The sequence below is a fragment of the Sinomonas sp. T428B genome (assembly GCF_056780155.1).
On sequence record NZ_JBRAZR010000001.1, the window covers coordinates 3,596,743 to 3,614,536 of the forward strand.

Below are 17,794 nucleotides of genomic sequence, written 5' to 3' on the forward strand. Positions count from 1 at the left end.
ACCGCAGTGATCATCGGAGTCCCCAAGGAGATCAAGAACAACGAGTTCCGCGTGGCCATCACGGCCGCCGGGGTCCACGAGTTCGCAGCGCACGGCCACACCGTGCTCGTTGAGAGCGGGGCCGGGCTGGGCTCGGGGATCAGCGACGACGAGTACATGATCGCCGGCGCGGAGCTCGTCGAGGACGCGGCGGACGTGTGGGCCCGTGCCGACATGGTCATGAAGGTCAAGGAGCCGATCGCCGCCGAGTACGGCCACTTCCGCAAGGGCCTCATCCTCTTCACCTACCTCCACTTGGCCGCCGAGCCGGCGCTCACCCGCGCCCTGCTCCGCTCCGGCGTGACGGCGATCGCCTACGAGACGGTCCAGTCCGGCCGGACCCTGCCGCTGCTCGCCCCCATGTCCGAGGTGGCCGGCCGCCTCTCGGTCCAGGTCGGGGCGCAGGCGCTCACGGCACCCGCGGGCGGGAAGGGGATCCTGCTGGGCGGCGTGCCCGGGGTCCGCCCGGCCAAGGTCGTCGTCCTCGGGGCGGGCGTCGCCGGGACGAACGCCGCCGTCGTCGCGATGGGCCTCGGCGCTGACGTGACGATCCTCGACATCAACATCGCCCGGCTCCAGGAGCTCGACGCGCTCTATGGCGGCCGGCTCAAGACGGTCGCGTCGAACAAGTACGAGATCGAGAAGTCGGTCGTCGAGGCGGACCTCGTCATCGGGTCCGTCCTCATCCCCGGGGCGAAGGCGCCCAAGCTGGTGACCAACGAGCTGGTGGCCCGGATGAAGCCCGGCAGCGTGCTCGTGGACATCGCTGTGGACCAGGGCGGCTGCTTCGAGGACTCCCACCCTACGACGCACCAGGATCCGACGTTCCGGGTTCACAACTCGATCTTCTACTGCGTGGCGAACATGCCCGGCGCCGTGCCGAACACGTCCACCTACGCCCTCACGAACGTCACGCTGCGCTACGGCGTCCTGCTCGCGGACCTCGGCGTCGCGGGGGCCTTCGAGAAGGACCCGGCACTGGCCGCGGGCCTCAACATCGCGGCGGGCCAGGTGACCCACCACTCGGTGTCCGAGGCGCACGGACTCCCGCTCGCCCCCGACTGGCACGGCTTGGTCTCCGCCTGACCCTCCCACGTTCCGGGGTCACCTCCCTACGATCCGAGGTCACCTCCCTACGATCCGGGGTCACCTCCCTGCGATCCGGGGTCACCTCCCTACGATCCGGGGTCACCTCCCTACGATCCGGGGTCACCTCCCTGCCATGCGGGGTCTTTGCACTGACATTGACCCCCAGAACGCTGAGAGGTGACCTCGCAACGTTGAGAGGTGACCCCGCAACATTGGGACGTGACCCCGCAACGTTGGGAGGTGACCCCGCGTGTGACGAAGGCCACGTCAACTCGCGGAATGACCCCCGCCCTCCAGATGGTTGACACATCACAGAAGCACCGGGTGCCCCGCCCGGAGCCCCTGACCATCGAGGAGAACACCATGGCCGAGACCACCATCCTGACCCTTGTCGGCAGCCTCCGCGCCGAGTCCGTGAACAGCAAGTTCGCCGAGGTCGCCGCCCAGGCCGCCCCCGAGGGCACCGCCGTCGCGACGTTCTCGGGCCTCGAGGAGATCCCGTTCTACAACGAGGACCTCGACGTCGAGGGCAAGGTCCCGGCCAAGGCCGCCGAGCTCCGCGCCGCCGTCGCCGCCGCGGACGGCATCCTCCTCATCACCCCCGAGTACAACGGCACGACGCCGGCAGTCCTCAACAACGCGATCGACTGGATCTCCCGCCCGTTCGGCCAGGGCGCCGCGACCGGCACCAAGGCGGCCGTCATCGGCACCTCCGCCGGCCAGTACGGCGGCGTATGGGCGCACGACGACGCCCGCAAGTCCCTCAAGATCGCCGGCGCCGAGGTCCTCGAGGACGCCAAGCTCGCCGTCGGCGCCTCGTACGCGCGCTTCGCCCAGCTCGACCCGAAGGACGACGCCGAGGTCGTCGAGGGCATCAAGGGCGTCCTCGCCGCCCTCGCCGCCCCCGCAGCGGCCGAGGTCGCCTCCGCCAACTGACCCGTGCAGCGGCACGGCACAGGCCGCGCCCACCACGCCGCACAGCGCCGCCGCGTCCACGGGCCCCCGCCCGCGGGACGCGGCGGCGCTCTGCGTTGAGGATGTGTCCTGCCCGTGATGACCGTCGGCCCCCGGCGCCGCCGCCGTTGCCGCCCCGTGTCCCAAGTGCGGCGGAAGCGTGAAGCGGACGGCACGCTCCGCGGCCCGCGCCGGCCCTACCGTTGAGGGACGGGAGTGGCGAGCAAGGAGCCGACATGGCCAGGCGAACGACGGCGGCAGCGATGGCTTTCGCCCTCGCGCTCGCCCTCGCCGCGTGCGTCCCCTCCCCCGGGCCGGGACAGGGCCCTAGCCCCTCCCCCTCGCCCACGGCGAGCACCCCGGCGCCCTCCCGGACAGCGCAGCCCGGCCGCACGCCGTCGTCCGCAGCGCCCACCCCCCCGCTCGCGTCGACGACGCCGGCGCCGGCCCAGCTCCCCGAGCAGGTCGCGCCGCTGACGGTCTACTACATCGCGATGGACGACGACGGCGCCTCCGGGGCGCGGATCGGCTGCGGCGACAGCGTGGTCGCCACCTTCACGGCGCCCGAGCGCTTCCGCGACCAGGTCGGCCCCACGCTGCGCCGGCTGCTCGCCGACCACCGCCCGCTCGTCGGCCAGTCGGGGCTGTACAACGCGCTCTACCAGTCGGACCTCGAGTACATCGCGGGCTCCTACGACGGCCGCACGATCACCGTCTGGCTCAGCGGGACGTTCATGCTCGCCGGGACCTGCGACATCCCGCGCGCCAAGGCCCAGCTCGAGCACTCAGCCATGACCGCGTCCGGAGCCGAGCGCGCCGAGGTCTACGTCAACGGCGTCCCGCTCGACGACGTCTTGGGCCTCAAGTAGCCCCGCGCGTCCATAGCCCGGTCCACGAGCGGGGTCTAGGCTGGAATCGGGGGGAGGAACCACTCACTGCACGAGGGGATGAGCCATGACAGGATTCCAGCCCGACAGCGAGGACAGGGTCCACACCGAGGCGCCGGCAGAGGGCGACACGGACATGGACGCGACCGAGATCAGGGCGCACTCGGAGGACCCGGCCGAGGGGCCAGACGAGGACTGAGCCGTGGAGGCCCCGCTGTTGGCCTAGCAGCCTGGTGTGGCCCGGCGGGGCCTGGCGCGTCACCCGACGTGGATGCCCGGGCGTGCAGCCGGGTCGGGCTCGTGCTCCCGGATGATCTCCCGCACCACGGGAGCGGTATCGCCCTGCCCGAGCAGGAGGTAGCGCATCAGGTGGGTGAGCGGGTTGCCCTCCGACCATTCGAAGTAGGCGTGCGGCCGGACGCCGGTGGCGTCGCGGAGGGCCAGCAGGATCGCTGCGATCGCGTTGGGCGCGGCCGGGCTCGCGGCCCGCAGGACCCTGTGGCCGCCGACGTCGACCCCGCGGACGACGAGCACGTCGCTGAAGTCTGAGGGGTCGACGACGTCGATCTCGAGGAACATCACGTCCGCCGTTCCGGGGACGGGGTTCATGCCCCGCTGGTCCGCCTCCTTGGCCGCGTACTCGGCGGGCTGGCGCGTCTCGGGCTTGTGGGCGATCAGGTTGAGCCGGCCGTCGAACACGAGGGAATCAACGATGAACTGGCGCGCCGCGGCGTCGAACTCGATGCGGTCGGCGCGCAGCTCCGTGGTGCGCGTGATGCGCGAGACGAGCGAGACGACGACGATGCCGGCGATGAAGAGGGCCGAGATCGTGATCCCGTCGGGCTTCTCGACGATGTTGGCGACGAGGGCGTACAGCATCACCACCGTCAGGACAGCGAAGGCGACGCTCGCCGCCCGCTGCCGCTTCTTGAGGGCCGAGATGGTGACGGCGACGGCGCCGGAGACCATCATCGCGAGGATCCCCGTCGCATAGGCCCCCGCCTGGGCGTTGACGTCCGCCCGGAAGCCGATGGTGATGAGGATGCTGACGGCGGTGTAGACCAGCACGACGGGCCGGACCGCGCGCGCCCAGTCCGGGGCCATGCCGTAGGACGGCAGGTAGCGGGGCACGATGTTGATCAGGCCGGCCATGGCCGAGGCGCCGGCGAACCAGAGGATGAGGATGCTGCTGATGTCGTAGACCGAGCCGAAGCCCTCCCCGAACTGCTCGTGCGCGAGGTAGGCCAGCGCGCGGCCGTTGGCCCCGCCGCCCTCGGCGAAGGCCTCGGACGGGATCAGGAGGGTGGTAACAAGGCTGCTGCCGACGAGGTAGACGCTCATGATCAGGGCGGCCGTGGTGAGGAGCTTGCGCGTGTTCCGGACGCGGTCCGCGAGGTGCTCCTCGGGGTTCCTCCCGCTGGCGGCGACGAGGGGCATCATGCTGACGCCGGTCTCGAAGCCGGACAGGCCGAGGACCAGCAGGGGGAAGGCCAGGAGGGCCGGGACGAGGAGCCCGCCGAGGCCGCCTCCGCCGGAGGCGGTCAGGGCGGCCGCCCACTGCTCGAGCGCCGCCGGGTGGGTGAGGATCTCCAGAAGCCCCCGGCCGATGATGATCGCGTTCAATCCCAGGAACACGGCGACCAGGGGGATGGCGACGACGACCGCCTCCGTGAAGCCGAGCAGGAAGACTCCCCCGAGGATTAGGAGCAGCACCACCGTGATCGGCACTGCCTGGCCGTGGAGGGCCGGGGGCAGGAAGGGGTTCTCGAGCAGGTGCACCGTGGCGTCGGCGGCGGAGAGGGTGATGGTGACGATCCAGGACGTGGCGACGAAGCCGAGCAGAACGAGGACGAACACCTTGCCCCGCCAGAACGGCAGCAGGGTCTCCAGCATGTGCACCGATCCCTGGCCGTGCGGGCTCTCCCTGGCCACTCGCCGGTACATCGGCAGCATGCCGAGCAGCGTCAGCGCCACGATCAGCAGCGTCGCGAGGGGCGAGAGGGCACCGGCGGCGAGGGCGGCGATTCCGGGAAGGTACGAGAGGGTGGAGAAGTAGTCGACGCCGGTGAGGCACATGACCTTCCACCAGCTGTGCTGCTCGACATGGTCCTCCGCCGCCTCCGGCCCCACGGGCTGGTGCACCTGCTTCTCCATGAGCCAGCGTCCGAGCCTGTCCCCCGGAGCCTTGGTCCGGGCAGCCCCGGGAACGCTGTCAGGCATCGTGTACTCGGGTGGATGGATCAACGCAGGTCCTTCTGTGAGGGAGAGCCAACCGGCCGCCAAGACCTACGATCCCCCGCCCAGGGCCGGTTCCATCCCGTCTTTACGAAGCCCTAACGCCCTCAACCGGTCCGCGCGGGCACCGCGGCGTCTACGTTGGAAGCGTGGCCCAGTCAATCAAGCCGGCACCGGCAGGGAACCGGCAGCGACCCGCCGGGCCGCCCGGCTGGTACCTGCACCCCGTCCGCCTGGTCCCCCTGGGCTTCCTGGGCGTGATCATCGCCGGCGGGCTGCTGCTCATGCTCCCGCTGTCCCGGACCGACCCGGCGGCGGATCCGGTCATGCCGGCCTTCTTCACCGCCGTCTCGGCCACGTGCGTCACGGGCCTGGCCACAGTCGATACCCCGACGTTCTGGACCCCCTTCGGCCACGCGGTGATCCTCGGCCTGATCCAGGCGGGCGGGCTGGGCATCATGACGGTGGCAACGCTGCTGACGCTGCTCGTGCGCAAGAGCCTGCGCCTGCAGGGGCAGCTGCTGGCCCAGTCGGAGACGCACGCCCTCAACCTCGGCGACGTCCGGAACGTCCTGTTCCGGATCGTGCGGATCATGGCCGTGGCCGAGGCGGCCTGCGCCGCGGTCCTCACCGTCCGCTTCGCCGCGGACGGCTACTCCCCGGGCGACGCGCTCTGGCACGGCCTCTTCCACGCCGTCTCGGCCTTCAACAACGCCGGGTTCTCCCTCTACAGCACCAACCTCGTCGGCTACGCCGAGGATCCGTGGGTGATTATGCCGATCTGCGCCACCATCGTCGCCGGCGGCCTCGGCTTCCCCGTCTACGCCGAGCTGCGCCAGCATGGGCTGAGGCCCCGGCGCTGGTCCGTCCACACCCGGCTGGTGGTGTACGGAACCCTGGGCCTGCTCGCCGTGGGCACGGCCCTGTTCGCCGCCTTCGAAGGGACCCGCCCCGAGACGCTCGGCGGGATGTCCCCCGAGGGGAGGTTCCTCGGGGCGCTGGCCGGCGGCGTGTTCCCCCGCACGGCGGGCTTCAACAGCATCGACTACGGCGCCGCGGCGCCGGAGACCCTCGTCCTCACCGACGTCCTGATGTTCATCGGCGGCGGCCCCGCGGCCACCGCCGGCGGCATCAAGATCACGACCTTCCTCGTGCTCGGATTCATCATCCTCAATGAGGTCCGGGGCCACGACGAGGTCACGATCGGCCACCGCAGCATCAGCTCCCCCGTCCAGCGCCAGGCCGTCTCGGTGGCCCTGCTCGCGGTGGCCGCCGTCATGGCGGGGACCGTCCTCCTGCTGCTCCTCACCGACCACAGCCTCGAGAAGGTGCTGTTCGAGTCGATCTCCGCCTTCGCCACCGTCGGGCTGAGCACGGGCATCACGCCGGGCCTCCCGGCCTCGGCGCAGCTCGTCCTGATGGCCCTGATGTTCCTCGGCCGCGTCGGCACCGTGACGGTGGCCTCGGCGCTCGCGCTCTCCGCCCGGCCGCGGCTCTACCGGCTGCCGGAGGAGCGCCCCATCATCGGCTGACCCGCTCGGCCGCAGGCCGATCCGCCGGGGCCGCCGCACGCCGTCGTGCGCGCCAGCGGCGCTCGACGCCGGCCATCACCTTGGTCGCGCCCGCCCAGTACCCGACGCCGACAGCGAGGGAGACGACGACGGCGAGGCCGGTGAGCGCGCTGCCCGCCCCAGCGTCGAGGCCCAGCGCGGCGCCCCGCTCCAGGACGAGCGGGTAGACGAGCCAGTGCGTCAGGTACACGTACAGCGACGCCCCCGCGAGCACCGCCACGAGCCGGTGCAGCGCCCGGGGCACCGGCAGGCGCGGGAGCCACGCGAGCAGGAGCACACCGGCGAGGATCGTCGCGATGCGGTACTCGTTCTCGAAGAACCCCGGGACGGTCACGAGCGCGAGGAAGGTCACGAGGGCCCGCTGGATGAGCGTCCGCGAGGCGGCCAGGGCCCAGCCGAGCGCGAAGAGCCACAGCACGGGCCCCTGGTGCGCGAGGGACGGGACGAGCTCGTACCGCTCGAGCAGCGCCACGCCGAACAGGCCGAGCGGGAACGCCCACGGGAACCGGCGCTGCGCCCGGTCTGCCCACGGGAGCGCGAGGAGGGCCGTGACGCCCGCGAGGACGTAGACGAGCTCCTCGACGAACCAGAACCGCGAGGTCGTGTTCCAGCCCTCCGGGCCGAGGACGGCGTTGAGCAGCACGACGTTCTGCCAGCCGTACTGGTCCGTGGCGAGGAACGCGAAGGCGATGAGCGCGACGCTCGGCACGACGATCCTGGCGAGCGAGCGAAGCTGCCCGCGCAGCCGCTGCGCGAGCGGGCCCGCGAGCTGGAACCGTGCGAAGTTGAACCCCGCGAGCGCGAACAGCATGTGGGCGGTGCCGGGCCAGATGAAGAGCTCGATGTGGGTCGCGATGATGAACACGATCGCGACCGCGCGCAGCACGATCCCCGTCTCCATGGGCGCGGCGAGCGCCCTCGCGAGGGCCCGCGGACGACGCCGCCACGCGCCAGGGCGCGCGGGCTCCCCGGCCGCCGCGGCCAACCCCGGGCCGGCCGGGCCCCCGGGGGCATCCAGCGCGGCGTCCGGCGCGGCGGCCGCGAGCTCGGCGACGGGCATGAGGTGCCAGTTCGCCGGGAGCGCCCCGAGGGCCTCCTCGAGCCGCACCGAGGCGGCGACATAGGAGAGCGAGTCGCCGCCGAGGGAGACGAACGTGTCCTCGCCGCCCACGTGCTCGGCCTCGAGCACGTCGGCGAAGATCCGCGCGACGTCCGCCGAGGAGCCGGGGACGGCGAGCGGGGCCTGGGGGCGCGGGCCGGCGGCCGGGGGCTCCGTCTCTGGCCCGGACGCGAGGGCGAGGACCGCCTGGTAGTCGGTCTTGCCGTTGGGCAGGCGCGGGATCGCCTCGACCGCGACGAGGGCGACGGCGGCGCGCGGGAGCCCGAGGCGGGCCGCGAGGTCCTTGGCGAGGAGGCCGACGTCGGCTCGTGCCTCTCCCGTCTCGAGTCCCGTCTCGACGGCGACCACGAGCCGGGCGTCGCTTCCCGCCCTGTCGCTTCCCGCGGCAGCGGACATCACGCCGTCATCCGCGAGCAGCCGCTCGACCTGCCCGAGGTCCACGCGCAGGCCCACGATCTTCACGAACCGGGACCGCCGGCCCACGATCTCGAAGAGCCCCGGACCCGTCCGCCGGGCGAGGTCGCCGGTGCGCAGCTCGTGGACGGCGCGGCCGAGGGCGAGGTCCTCGGGACGCTCGGCATAGCCGAGCATGACGTTCGGGCCGGCGTAGACGAGCTCGCGCGCGGGCTCGCCGTCGGGGCCCTCGAGCCCCTCGACGGGCTCGAGCCGGAAGGACCCGCCCGGGATCGGGACTCCGATCGCGGCGGGGTGCTCGGCGGCGAGGTCCGGCGGGAGGTAGGCCATGCGGGCGGTCGCCTCGGTCGCGCCGTACATGACGAAGAGGTCCCACCCGCGCCTGCGGCCGAGCTCGGCATAGCGCCGCACGCGGTCCGGGTCGAGGCGCCCGCCGGCCTGGGTGACGTACCGCAGGTGGGGCAGGTCCATGTCGGCGAAGCCCACGCGCTCGAGCAGCTCGAACGTGTACGGAACGGCCGCGAAGGAGGTGACGCGCCGGGCGCGGGCGAGGTCCCAGAAGCACTGGTCCACGACCGAGAGGTCGGTGAGCACGAGGGCCGCGCCGACCGCGAGGTGGGAGTTGACCACTGAGAGCCCGTAGCAGTACGAGAGCGGCAGGGTCGTCGCCGCGCGGTCCTCGGGCCGGAGGTGGAGGTACTCGGCGATCGAGGCGGCGTTGGCCTCGACGCCGGCGCGGCCGAGGCGGACGAGCTTGGGCGAGCCGGTCGAGCCGGAGGTGCTCAGCAGGAGCGCGAGCTCGGGGTGGAGGCTGTGGCGCGTGCCGTCCCGGCGCTCCTCGAGCCGGGGCCCGTCGGCGGGCGAGGCACCCGGGAGCGCGCCGCCGTCGTGCGCTGCGTGCTGTGCGTCGTGCGCTCCGTTGTGCGGGGCAGCGCGGACGACGACATCGGGATCGTAGGCGTCGAGGAGCGCCTTGAGCGCGTCGGGCTTGCCGGCGGGGAGGACCAGGAGCGGGTGACCGCCGGCGAGCGCGGCAAGGTAGGCCACGAGCGAGGGCACGTCGTTGGCGGCCTCGAGCGCAACGAGCCGGCGCACGGGGCCGAGGGCGCGGACGACGCCGTCGACGCGCCGCGCGAGCTCGCGGTACGTGAGCGCGCTGTCGCCGGCGACGACGGCGAGCCTGTCTCCGTGGTCCGCGAGCCCGGCCGCGAAGGAGACGCCGGCGAGGCGGGGCTGTCCAGTCATGCCCGACAGGATAAGAGGTAAGGCTTACCTCACTCAATTGGACCACTCGTGTGTTGCGTCTCCGGGCGGGGCGTAGCGTGGAGCCATGAGCGAGCCCACGCAGCCCGGACCGGCCCTCTCGTTCCGCTATGACGTGGAGATCCTGCACCTGCTGGTCTCCCCGGCGCATGCGTACTTCGGCCGGGCGAAGGACGGCCCCGCGGACGTGCCCAGCGAGGATGCCGAGCGCATCGAGCTGGTCGCCGGCAAGGGGATCGTGGGCGACAGGTTCTTCGGCAAGGCCGCACACATGGACGCGGCCGTGACGCTCTTCGCCGTCGAGGGGCTCGAGGCCATCGCGGACGAGCTGGGGACCGATCCCCTCGATCCGCTCCTCACGCGGCGGAACGTGATCCTGCGCGGGGCCGAGCTGTCGCCGCTGGTGGGCGTCGAGTTCGCCCTCGAATCGGGCGGCGATCGCGTGCTCCTGCGCGGCGGGCGGCCCGCGCACCCGTGCGCGTGGATGGACCGGATGCTGGCCCCGGGCGCGCACGCAGCGATGCGGGGCCGGGGCGGGATCCGCTGCCAGGCCCTCTCGAGCGGGACGCTGCGCCGGGGACCGGCCGTGCTCGTGAGCCCCGTGCCCCTGGACCCGGCGCGCGCCGGCCAGGCCGCGGTGCTGCGCCCCGGACGGCTGCCCTAGCTTTTCTGCTCGACGGCTCTGGCGAGGTTCGCGAGGCCCTTCTCGAAGTCGCGGCCCACGAGCTTGTCCATGTCCATGAACTTGGCGAAGAGCGCCACGAGGCCCTTGTTCTCTCCCGTCATCGCCCACGTGACGCGCGTGCCGCCGCGGTCCGGCTCGAACGTGAAGCCCGTGGGGTTCACGGCGCGGAAGGGCTTGAGGAAGACGAGCCGGATGCGGATGCTGCGGGGCTCCTCCGCCTCGAGGATCTGCATGCTCCCGGCGCCGGCCTTGCGGTTGCCGCTCCAGGCATACGTGGCACCCACCCCGGACTCAGGCCCGGAGTAGGTGCGCTGGAGGTTTGGATCGACTTCCTCCCACGGGGACCACTTCCTCCACTCGTGGAAGCTGTTCACGAGCGGGAACACGGCCTCGGGAGGGGCGGCGATGAAGGCGCTGCGCGTGATCGTATACGCGGACATGGCCCCATGCTACGCACGCGCGCGCCCGCCATGGCAGAGGCGGGCGCGCGCCATGCCGACGGGGCGCTGCAGCACCGAAACAGCGCCCCGAGCTACCTCACGCCGCCGCGGGCACGGCCCATGACCCAGCCGATGACCGCGAGGACGAGGAGGATGATGCCCACCCAGAGGAGGAAGTTCAGCGCCTGGTTGAAGCCGCCCACGAGGAGCAGGATGATCGCGATGACGCCGGCGATGATCAGAAGAGTGTTCATGCCGGTTTCTTTGCCCGAGGCACGGACTCCGAAACATTCTTCTGGTGACGGGGGACACGCTCAGCGCGGCAGCCCCGACTCGTAGGCGGCATAGTCCGCGCGCAGGGACACCTGCCCCGGGCCCATGCTCGCGATGTCCTCCCACAGGACCAGGAACGATCCGCGGTGCCACCAGCGCAGGAGCTGCGCGATGGGCCAGGGCTGGGTCAGCGACTGCCGCTCGAAGCCCATGAAGGACGACGCCGTGCGCGGGCTCACGATGATCCCGACAAGCCGGGCCTGGGCCAGGAGCTGGCCCTCGGGCGCGGAGTCGAGGGCGAAGCGCACGTCCGAGACCTCGCCGAGCCGTCGGCCCTGCACGTCCCGCACCTCGCAGGCGAGCAGGTCAGTGAGGATCATGGCGTCCTCCGGGGATCCTTCCGATGACGTGCGTGCGGATCCATTGCTCGACCCACGCGGCGTCGAGCCCGTCGGCCCGCACGCCCAGCCGGACGACCGTGCCGACCTCGGCGACGTCGGTCCACGGGATCCGGATGAGACGGCGGGAGGGCGGCCGGCCGCCGAAGATCCGCGTGGCGAGCACGGGACCGGTCGCCAGCGCGGTGATGTGCGGCGGGGGCGTGCCCAAGGGGATAGGCTCGCCGGGCTCGGGCCCGGTGAGCTCGACGTCGTCGACGGTCGTCACGGGCACATCGTCGGCGTCGAGGATCTGCCGGTCGAGCAGGTGCAGCTGCGCGTCGAGGACCCGCCCGGCGGGCTGCGGCGCGGGAAGCAGCCGCTCGGGCGCCGCCTCGACTCGGCCCCGACGGCGGCTCATGGCCCCGCCCCCGTCACTGCCCTGCCCCCGTCATCAGCAGGAGGGGGATCGCGGCGAGCGAGGCCGCGAGGATGACCACGAGGTAGGCCATGGCCAGCGCGTTCACCACGCGGCCGTTGACGTGCCTGCCCATGTACGCCGGGTCGTTGGCGACGATGAGGATCGGCAGGTACGTCAGGGGCAGGGCGACGGCGGAGAACACGACCGAGTACTCGGTGACCAGGATCGGGTCGACGCCCGTGGCGAGGATGCCCCCGCCCACGAGCAGGCACACGATCATCGAGAGGTGGAAGCGCGCCGCCTGGGCGGGCTTGCGGAACTTGCCCCAGGACCAGCCGAAGAACTGCGCGAGCGTGTAGCCGCTCGAGAGTGTCGTCTCGAGCGCCGCGCCGACGGTGGCCGCGACAACGCCCAGGATGAGGACGGCGAGCGCGAGCTGGCCGCCCGCCTGCGCGACGGGCAGGGCGATCTGGGACAGCGTCGTGACGCCGATCGCGGCGGGCAGGAGCACGACGGCGGAGCACGCAGCGATCGCGACCGAGAGGAAACCGCCGAGCGGGAAGCCCACGAGCACGTTGGCGCGGGACTGCGCGATGTCCTTCTCCCGCCAGCGCTCCTCGACCGCGCCCGAGGAGAAGAAGAAGACCTCGTAGGGGGTCATCGCGGCACCGAAGAGCGCGATCGCGTAGAACCAGTAGGTCCCGGCCCCCTCAGAGGCCGGCACGGCGGGCGCGAGGGCCTGCTGCCCGAGGGTCCCCCAGTCGGGGCCCAGGAGGAACAGGGCGACGGCGAACACGACGAGGCACAGGCCCACGAGGCCCGTGACGTTCTCCATGACCTTGAACTTGACCCGCCAGACCACGAGCCACACGGCCAGGAGCGCCATCGGCACCCAGAGGAGGTAGTCGACCCCGCTCGCAAGCTGGAGGGCGAGGGCGATGCCACCGATCTCGGCGGTGACGGTGAGGAGGTTGATGAGGAACGACGCCGCGAGGTTGGCGAGGCTCGTGCGCGGCCCAAGCCGCTCGCGGATCACCTCGAAGGTCGCGCGGCCCGAGACGGCCGCGACGCGGCCGGACATGTTGGCGAAGAGGCAGATGCCGACGACGCCGAGCACGACGACCCACACGAGGGACAGGCCGAAGCGCGAGCCGACGACGGCGTTCGTGACGAGGTCCCCGATGTCGACGAAGCCGCCGATCGCCGTGAGGATGCCGAGGGCCACGCCGAGGATGCGCTTCACGGCGAGGCCTTCCCCACGGCCGGCTCGAGCCCCACAAGTCCGCTCCCGGAGGCCCGCAGCTCGGCGAGCGTGCCCTCGAGCGCCGGCCCGGCGCCGTCGTGCGCGAGGGTGTCGCGGGCGCGGAGGACGGCGAGCTGGGCGGCCGCGACGGCGCCGACGGCGTCGTCGAGGGCGCGGCGCTCCTCGGGTGTGCGGGCCTCAAGGGAGTGGAGGTCCTTCGCCGCCTTGTCGAGCTCGTCCAGCATGTCTCCGGCGAGCGTCGAGGCGGCGGCGGAGGTGGTGCGCCCCTCGGCGCGCAGGCTCACGGCGAGCTCCGTGGAGGCGACGGCCGCGGCGGCCTCCTCGACCGGCTGCGCGAGGGCCTCCTGCGTGGGCTCGGACGAGCATGCCGCGAGCGGGCCAGCGGCGAGCAGGGCACATATCAGGAGGCAGGCGCCGCGGGGGCGCCTGCCTCGGTGGGACGGGCGGAGTCTACTCCGAGATGCCCTCAACCAGCTCGCCAACGCGTTCCTCGGCGTAGTGCCGGGCCACGTCAGCCTGGCTCAGGATCCCGACAAGCCGGTGGTCGTGGATCACCGGAAGCCGCCGGACCTGATGCTCCTTCATGACGGAGATGGCATCCTCGATCGATGCCTCGGAGTCGACGTAGTACAGCCGGCCCTGAGCGAGGTCGCCGGCGATCACCATGTCAGGATCGCCGCCTTCGGCAATGCACTTCACGACGATGTCCCTGTCGGTCAGCATGCCGTGGATCTTGCCGTCCTCGCCGCAGATGGGCATTGAGCCGACGTCGAGCGTGCGCAGCCTCTCGGCCGCGCGGCGCAGCGTGTCCTTCTCGCCGATGCACTCGGCGTGGTCGGTCATGAGGTCCTTGACTTTGGGCATGGGCTCCTCCTTCGCGACTGCGGCGCGCCAGCCCGGCCCGGGTGACCACACCAGCCTTCGCCGTCCAGCCGATTCCATCCTGATACTCCCCCGCGCCAAGGGTCAACAGGCCTGAAGGGCCTCTTTCGGGGCTTCTTCTGTACCTCTTTCCGGCCTCCTGCAGTGGAGCGGAGGGGCTTGCACGACGGGAATGTAAGCGCTTACAGTTCATCGTCGGCACCACGGAGAAGACTGTGATCCAGTTCCGGCTCCTTGGTTCCCCGTCGAAAGGGTTGAGGCCGTGAGCCCATGGCTGCAGCGCGTCTCGGTTCGCGATCCCGCCCCCTCGGGACGTACCGTGGAGTGAGTGCCCTCGGGCGGCGCGCGCGACCTGCGCCCGGCCAGCCCGCCCGCGGCCGCTGTGATCCGAGCGGCCCGGCGGCACTCCTCCCCACAGCTTCACATCCCCCAGCCCCGCCCCGCGCCTGCGCGCGCCCACACACCCGGCCGCCATGCCAGGAGAGAACCATGACCACACAGCAGGAGCAGCACACCGACCTCTGGGCCGGCACCCAGGCCGTCCTCTTCGACCTCGACGGCGTCCTGACCCCCACGGCGACTGTCCACGAGCTCGCCTGGCGCCGCCTCTTCGAGGCCTACCTCGCCGAGGTGGGTGGGGCGCCGGCGTATGCCGACTCGGACTACTTCGACCACATCGACGGCAAGCCGCGGTTCGACGGCGTCCGGGACTTCCTCGCCTCCCGCGGCATCGTCCTGCCCGAGGGTCCCGAGGACGACAGCCCCGAGAGCACGACCGTCCACGGCCTCGGCAACCGCAAGAATCACATCTTCACCCAGATCGTCGAGACGGAGGGCGTCGAGCCCTTCGCCGGCTCGGTCCGCTTCATCGCCGAGGCCCAGGCCCGCGGGCTGCGCCTCGCCGTCGTCTCCTCCTCCCGCAACGCCCCCGCCGTCCTGCGCGCGGCAGGGCTTGCGGGCGAGTTCCCCGTGGTGGTCGACGGCGCGACGGCGGCCGCCGAGGGCCTGCCCGGCAAGCCGCACCCGGCGACGTATGCCCGGGCGGCCGAGCTCCTCGGCACCCCGGCGTCCGCGTGCCTCGTGGTCGAGGACGCCGTCTCGGGCGTCCAGGCCGGGGCCGCCGGCGGCTTCCGCGCCGTCGTCGGGATCGACCGCGGCGCCGGCCGTGACGCCCTGCTCGAGGCCGGGGCGAGCCTCGTGGTCGGCGACCTCGACGAGCTGCTCTAGTCGTACCCCCTCCCCGGCCTGACCCGCCCCCCACGGATCAGGCCCACACCTGCAACACCCAGCACCCCCTGTTCACACCCTGGATTTCCTTCCCTTCCCCCCGAAGGACGCACCATGACGATCGTCTCCGCTGACCGCCGCCGCTTCCCCGCCGAGCCCTGGTCCCTCGTCGAGACCGCGCACGTGCCCGACGACGCCGGCACCCTCGAGACCCTCTTCACGCTCGGCAACGGTCACCTCGGCCTCCGCGGCGCGCACGCCTCGGCCCAGGACGCCCACCTGCCCGGGACGTTCATCAACGGCTTCCATGAGACCTTCGACATCCGGCACGCCGAGAACGCGTACGGCTTCGCGAAGCAGGGCCAGCGCATCCTCTACGTCCCGGACGGCCAGGAGACCGCGGTGCGGATCAACGGCGAGGAGCTGACCCTCGCCGCGACGCCCGTGCTCGACTACCGCCGCGCGCTGGACTTCGCGGCCGGCGTCTACGAGTGCACCGTCGTGTGGCAGACCTCCTCGGGCGCCGTCGTCACCACGCGCGAGCGCCGCGCCGTCGGCGCCGCCTCCCGGGCGAGCCTCGCGATCGAGCTTGTCGTGACCGCGGACCGCCGCGTCGTCGCGGACGTCGCCTCCGCCGTCGTCAACCGCCAGGACCAGCCCTCCGAGGACCACTCCTCGCATGATCCGCGCCGCTCCGGCCGGCACGCCGGCCGCGTCCTGTCCCCGCTGCGCGCCGAGGGCGGCGTCAACGGCTCGCTCCGGCTCGCGTGGGCGACGGCGGAGTCCCGCCAGCGCATCGCCCTCGCCGTCGAGCACGAGACGAACGCGACCGTCCCGCCCTTCTCGACCGAGGCGGACTGCGACCGCAGCACCGTCCGGTACGTCCTCCCGCTTGACCCGGGCGAGGAGTTCCGGCTGGAGAAGCGGCTCGCGTACGCCGTCGAGCCTGCGCCCGAGCCGGAGTGGCCGGAATGGGAGGAGTTCGACTCCTATGCCGGGATGGCGACGGGCCCCGCGGACACCAGGACCTCCGTCGACGCGCTCCTCGCCGCCGCGGAGGCCGCGCTGCGCGGGATCGGGGACCTCGGGGCAGAGTCCGCCGCACACTACGCGCGGTACTGGGCGATCGCCGACGTCGAGATCGGCGGGCAGCCCGAGCTCCAGCAGGCCGTGCGCTGGAACCTGTTCCAGCTCGCCCAGGCGACCGCGCAGGCCGGCGTCGCCGGCATCCCGGCCAAGGGCGTGAGCGGCTCGGGATACGAGGGGCACTACTTCTGGGACCAGGAGGTGTACCTCATGCCCTACCTGACGTACACCGCGCCCGAGGCCGCGCGCCAGGTGCTCGAGTTCCGCCACCGCATGCTGCCCGCGGCCAAGGCCCGGGCCGCCGAGCTCAACGTCGACGGCGCGCTGTTCCCGTGGCGCACGATCAACGGCCAGGAGGCGAGCGCCTACTACGCCGCCGGCACGGCGCAGTTCCACATCAACGCCGCGATCGCGTTCGCCGCGTCGCGCTACGCGTGGGCCACGGGCGACGAGGCGTTCCGCGCCGGCGAGGGTGCCGAGCTCCTCGTCGAGACCGCGCGCATGTGGGCCTCGCTCGGCTTCTTCGGCAAGGACGGGAAGTTCCACCTGCACGGCGTGACCGGCCCGGACGAGTACACCGCCGTCGTGAACGACAACCTGTACACGAACGTCATGGCGCGGTTCAACCTCCGCGCGGCCGCGGCGCTCGACCACCCCTCGGTGGGCGAGCACGACCGGCTCCTGTGGGCCGTGGCCGCCGAGCGCATGTCCCTGCCCTACGACGCGGAGCAGCGCGTCCACGCGCAGGACAACGACTTCATGACCCTCCAGCCGTGGGACTGGCGGACGCCGCGGGAGAAGTACCCGCTCCTGCTGCACTTCCACCCGCTCGTGATCTACCGCCACCAGGTGCTCAAGCAGGCGGACACCGTGCTCGCGATGTTCCTCCAGTGGCAGGACTTCACGGCCGAGGAGAAGCAGCGCGCATTCGACTTCTACGACCCGATCACGACCGGCGACTCGACCCTCTCCGCGTGCGTCCAGGGCATCATGGCCGCCGAGGTCGGGTACCGCGCGACCGCGCTCGGGCACTTCACGACGGCCGCCTTCATCGACCTCGACGACCTGCACGGCAACACGGTCGACGGCGTGCACACGGCCTCGGCGGCCGGCGTCTGGGCCGCGCTCGCGAACGGCTTCGCGGGCTTCCGCGACCAGGGCGCGGCGCCGCGCTTCGACCCGCGCCTGCCCGAGGGCTGGGAGAGCCTCGCGTTCCGGCTCCGGCTGCGCGGCCGCACGCTCGCCGTGCGGCTCACGGCGGAGGCGATCACGCTCACGCTCGAGCCCGGGCCGCTCGGCCTCGCCGAGGGTCCGGACGGGGTGGACCGGCTCGACGTCGAGGTGCGGGGGCGGCTGTACAGCGTCGGGGCCGAGCCAGTGTCCATCGGCCTCGAGCCGGTGGCCGAGCCCGCGCCAAGCGTGTTCCCCGACCCGACGCCCACGGCGGGGCTCGCCGCCGTCGCGGCCATGCGCTGACCGCCGCCCACGCGTTGCGGGGTCACGTCCCAACGATCCGGGGTCACCTCCCAGCGTTGCGGGGTCACCTCCCAACGATCCGGGGTCACGT

17 protein-coding genes are annotated in these 17,794 nt (G+C 72.4%); 8 read left to right on the forward strand and 9 right to left on the reverse strand.

Going from position 1 to position 17,794, the window contains the following annotated elements:
* Positions 1-6: 6 nt before the first annotated feature.
* The 4 genes from ald to ACUYMY_RS16655 all read left to right on the forward strand — a co-directional run bounded on the left by ald (position 7) and on the right by ACUYMY_RS16655 (position 3,168).
* On the forward strand, positions 7-1,125 hold the full coding sequence (gene ald, locus ACUYMY_RS16640) for an alanine dehydrogenase (protein WP_481704631.1): 1,119 nt from the start codon (positions 7-9) through the stop codon (positions 1,123-1,125).
* 366 nt (positions 1,126-1,491) lie between these two features.
* On the forward strand, positions 1,492-2,064 hold the full coding sequence (locus ACUYMY_RS16645; RefSeq protein WP_481705085.1) for an NAD(P)H-dependent oxidoreductase: 573 nt from the start codon (positions 1,492-1,494) through the stop codon (positions 2,062-2,064).
* A 254-nt stretch (positions 2,065-2,318) separates the two neighbouring features.
* Positions 2,319-2,951 (forward strand): hypothetical protein, encoded by a 633-nt coding sequence (locus ACUYMY_RS16650; RefSeq protein WP_481704632.1) that lies wholly within the window; start codon positions 2,319-2,321, stop codon positions 2,949-2,951.
* A gap of 85 nt (positions 2,952-3,036) precedes the next feature.
* Complete coding sequence (locus tag ACUYMY_RS16655) at positions 3,037-3,168, forward strand: hypothetical protein (RefSeq protein WP_481704633.1); 132 nt, start codon at positions 3,037-3,039, stop codon at positions 3,166-3,168.
* Positions 3,169-3,227: 59 nt separating this feature from the next.
* Here the strand turns inward: ACUYMY_RS16655 and ACUYMY_RS16660 are convergent, their stop codons facing one another.
* Positions 3,228-5,189 (reverse strand): APC family permease, encoded by a 1,962-nt coding sequence (locus ACUYMY_RS16660; RefSeq protein WP_481705086.1) that lies wholly within the window; start codon positions 5,187-5,189, stop codon positions 3,228-3,230.
* 164 nt (positions 5,190-5,353) lie between these two features.
* On the opposite strand from ACUYMY_RS16660, the gene ACUYMY_RS16665 reads away from it, so the two are divergent.
* Complete coding sequence (locus ACUYMY_RS16665) at positions 5,354-6,736, forward strand: TrkH family potassium uptake protein (protein WP_481704634.1); 1,383 nt, start codon at positions 5,354-5,356, stop codon at positions 6,734-6,736.
* Here ACUYMY_RS16665 and ACUYMY_RS16670 read toward each other — a convergent pair.
* Positions 6,726-9,554, reverse strand: a complete 2,829-nt coding sequence (locus tag ACUYMY_RS16670; RefSeq protein WP_481704635.1) for an AMP-binding protein — start codon at positions 9,552-9,554, stop codon at positions 6,726-6,728. The genes ACUYMY_RS16665 and ACUYMY_RS16670 overlap by 11 nt on opposite strands.
* Positions 9,555-9,639: 85 nt before the next feature.
* Here ACUYMY_RS16670 and ACUYMY_RS16675 point away from each other — a divergent pair, with 85 nt between their 5' ends.
* Positions 9,640-10,236, forward strand: coding sequence for an MOSC domain-containing protein (locus ACUYMY_RS16675; protein WP_481704636.1), 597 nt, complete (start codon positions 9,640-9,642; stop codon positions 10,234-10,236).
* Here ACUYMY_RS16675 and ACUYMY_RS16680 read toward each other — a convergent pair.
* The 7 genes from ACUYMY_RS16680 to ACUYMY_RS16710 all read right to left on the reverse strand — a co-directional run bounded on the left by ACUYMY_RS16680 (position 10,233) and on the right by ACUYMY_RS16710 (position 13,896).
* Positions 10,233-10,697, reverse strand: coding sequence for an SRPBCC family protein (locus ACUYMY_RS16680; RefSeq protein ID WP_481704637.1), 465 nt, complete (start codon positions 10,695-10,697; stop codon positions 10,233-10,235). The genes ACUYMY_RS16675 and ACUYMY_RS16680 overlap by 4 nt on opposite strands.
* 92 nt (positions 10,698-10,789) lie before the next feature.
* On the reverse strand, positions 10,790-10,951 hold the full coding sequence (locus tag ACUYMY_RS16685; RefSeq protein ID WP_481704638.1) for a hypothetical protein: 162 nt from the start codon (positions 10,949-10,951) through the stop codon (positions 10,790-10,792).
* A 60-nt stretch (positions 10,952-11,011) separates the two neighbouring features.
* Positions 11,012-11,350, reverse strand: a complete 339-nt coding sequence (locus ACUYMY_RS16690) for a PRC-barrel domain-containing protein (protein ID WP_481704639.1) — start codon at positions 11,348-11,350, stop codon at positions 11,012-11,014.
* Positions 11,337-11,768: a hypothetical protein gene (locus ACUYMY_RS16695; protein ID WP_481704640.1), complete on the reverse strand. Its 432-nt coding sequence runs from the start codon at positions 11,766-11,768 to the stop codon at positions 11,337-11,339. The genes ACUYMY_RS16690 and ACUYMY_RS16695 overlap by 14 nt, the downstream gene beginning before the upstream one ends.
* 13 nt (positions 11,769-11,781) lie before the next feature.
* On the reverse strand, positions 11,782-13,011 hold the full coding sequence (locus ACUYMY_RS16700; protein ID WP_481704641.1) for an NRAMP family divalent metal transporter: 1,230 nt from the start codon (positions 13,009-13,011) through the stop codon (positions 11,782-11,784).
* Positions 13,008-13,502, reverse strand: a complete 495-nt coding sequence (locus ACUYMY_RS16705; protein WP_481704642.1) for a hypothetical protein — start codon at positions 13,500-13,502, stop codon at positions 13,008-13,010. Before ACUYMY_RS16705 ends, ACUYMY_RS16700 begins: the two co-directional genes overlap by 4 nt.
* On the reverse strand, positions 13,483-13,896 hold the full coding sequence (locus ACUYMY_RS16710; protein WP_481704643.1) for a CBS domain-containing protein: 414 nt from the start codon (positions 13,894-13,896) through the stop codon (positions 13,483-13,485). Before ACUYMY_RS16710 ends, ACUYMY_RS16705 begins: the two co-directional genes overlap by 20 nt.
* A 507-nt stretch (positions 13,897-14,403) precedes the next feature.
* On the opposite strand from ACUYMY_RS16710, the gene ACUYMY_RS16715 reads away from it, so the two are divergent.
* Together ACUYMY_RS16715 and ACUYMY_RS16720 are read left to right on the forward strand one after the other, a co-directional pair.
* Positions 14,404-15,141, forward strand: a complete 738-nt coding sequence (locus ACUYMY_RS16715) for an HAD family hydrolase (RefSeq protein WP_481704644.1) — start codon at positions 14,404-14,406, stop codon at positions 15,139-15,141.
* 114 nt (positions 15,142-15,255) lie between these two features.
* Positions 15,256-17,703: a glycoside hydrolase family 65 protein gene (locus ACUYMY_RS16720; protein ID WP_481704645.1), complete on the forward strand. Its 2,448-nt coding sequence runs from the start codon at positions 15,256-15,258 to the stop codon at positions 17,701-17,703.
* Positions 17,704-17,794: the final 91 nt, after the last annotated feature.

Excerpts from the sequence above, each read along its gene's own strand:
- ACUYMY_RS16645 (WP_481705085.1), top strand. The coding sequence starts at position 1,492 with ATGGCCGAGACCACCATCCTGACCCTTGTCGGCAGCCTCCGCGCCGAG.
- ACUYMY_RS16650 (WP_481704632.1), top strand. The coding sequence starts at position 2,319 with ATGGCCAGGCGAACGACGGCGGCAGCGATGGCTTTCGCCCTCGCGCTC.
- ACUYMY_RS16655 (WP_481704633.1), top strand. The coding sequence starts at position 3,037 with ATGACAGGATTCCAGCCCGACAGCGAGGACAGGGTCCACACCGAGGCG.
- ACUYMY_RS16660 (WP_481705086.1), bottom strand. The coding sequence starts at position 5,189 with ATGCCTGACAGCGTTCCCGGGGCTGCCCGGACCAAGGCTCCGGGGGAC.
- ACUYMY_RS16670 (WP_481704635.1), bottom strand. The coding sequence starts at position 9,554 with ATGACTGGACAGCCCCGCCTCGCCGGCGTCTCCTTCGCGGCCGGGCTC.
- ACUYMY_RS16675 (WP_481704636.1), top strand. The coding sequence starts at position 9,640 with ATGAGCGAGCCCACGCAGCCCGGACCGGCCCTCTCGTTCCGCTATGAC.
- ACUYMY_RS16680 (WP_481704637.1), bottom strand. The coding sequence starts at position 10,697 with ATGTCCGCGTATACGATCACGCGCAGCGCCTTCATCGCCGCCCCTCCC.
- ACUYMY_RS16685 (WP_481704638.1), bottom strand. The coding sequence starts at position 10,951 with ATGAACACTCTTCTGATCATCGCCGGCGTCATCGCGATCATCCTGCTC.
- ACUYMY_RS16690 (WP_481704639.1), bottom strand. The coding sequence starts at position 11,350 with ATGATCCTCACTGACCTGCTCGCCTGCGAGGTGCGGGACGTGCAGGGC.
- ACUYMY_RS16695 (WP_481704640.1), bottom strand. The coding sequence starts at position 11,768 with ATGAGCCGCCGTCGGGGCCGAGTCGAGGCGGCGCCCGAGCGGCTGCTT.
- ACUYMY_RS16710 (WP_481704643.1), bottom strand. The coding sequence starts at position 13,896 with ATGCCCAAAGTCAAGGACCTCATGACCGACCACGCCGAGTGCATCGGC.
- ACUYMY_RS16715 (WP_481704644.1), top strand. The coding sequence starts at position 14,404 with ATGACCACACAGCAGGAGCAGCACACCGACCTCTGGGCCGGCACCCAG.
- ACUYMY_RS16720 (WP_481704645.1), top strand. The coding sequence starts at position 15,256 with ATGACGATCGTCTCCGCTGACCGCCGCCGCTTCCCCGCCGAGCCCTGG.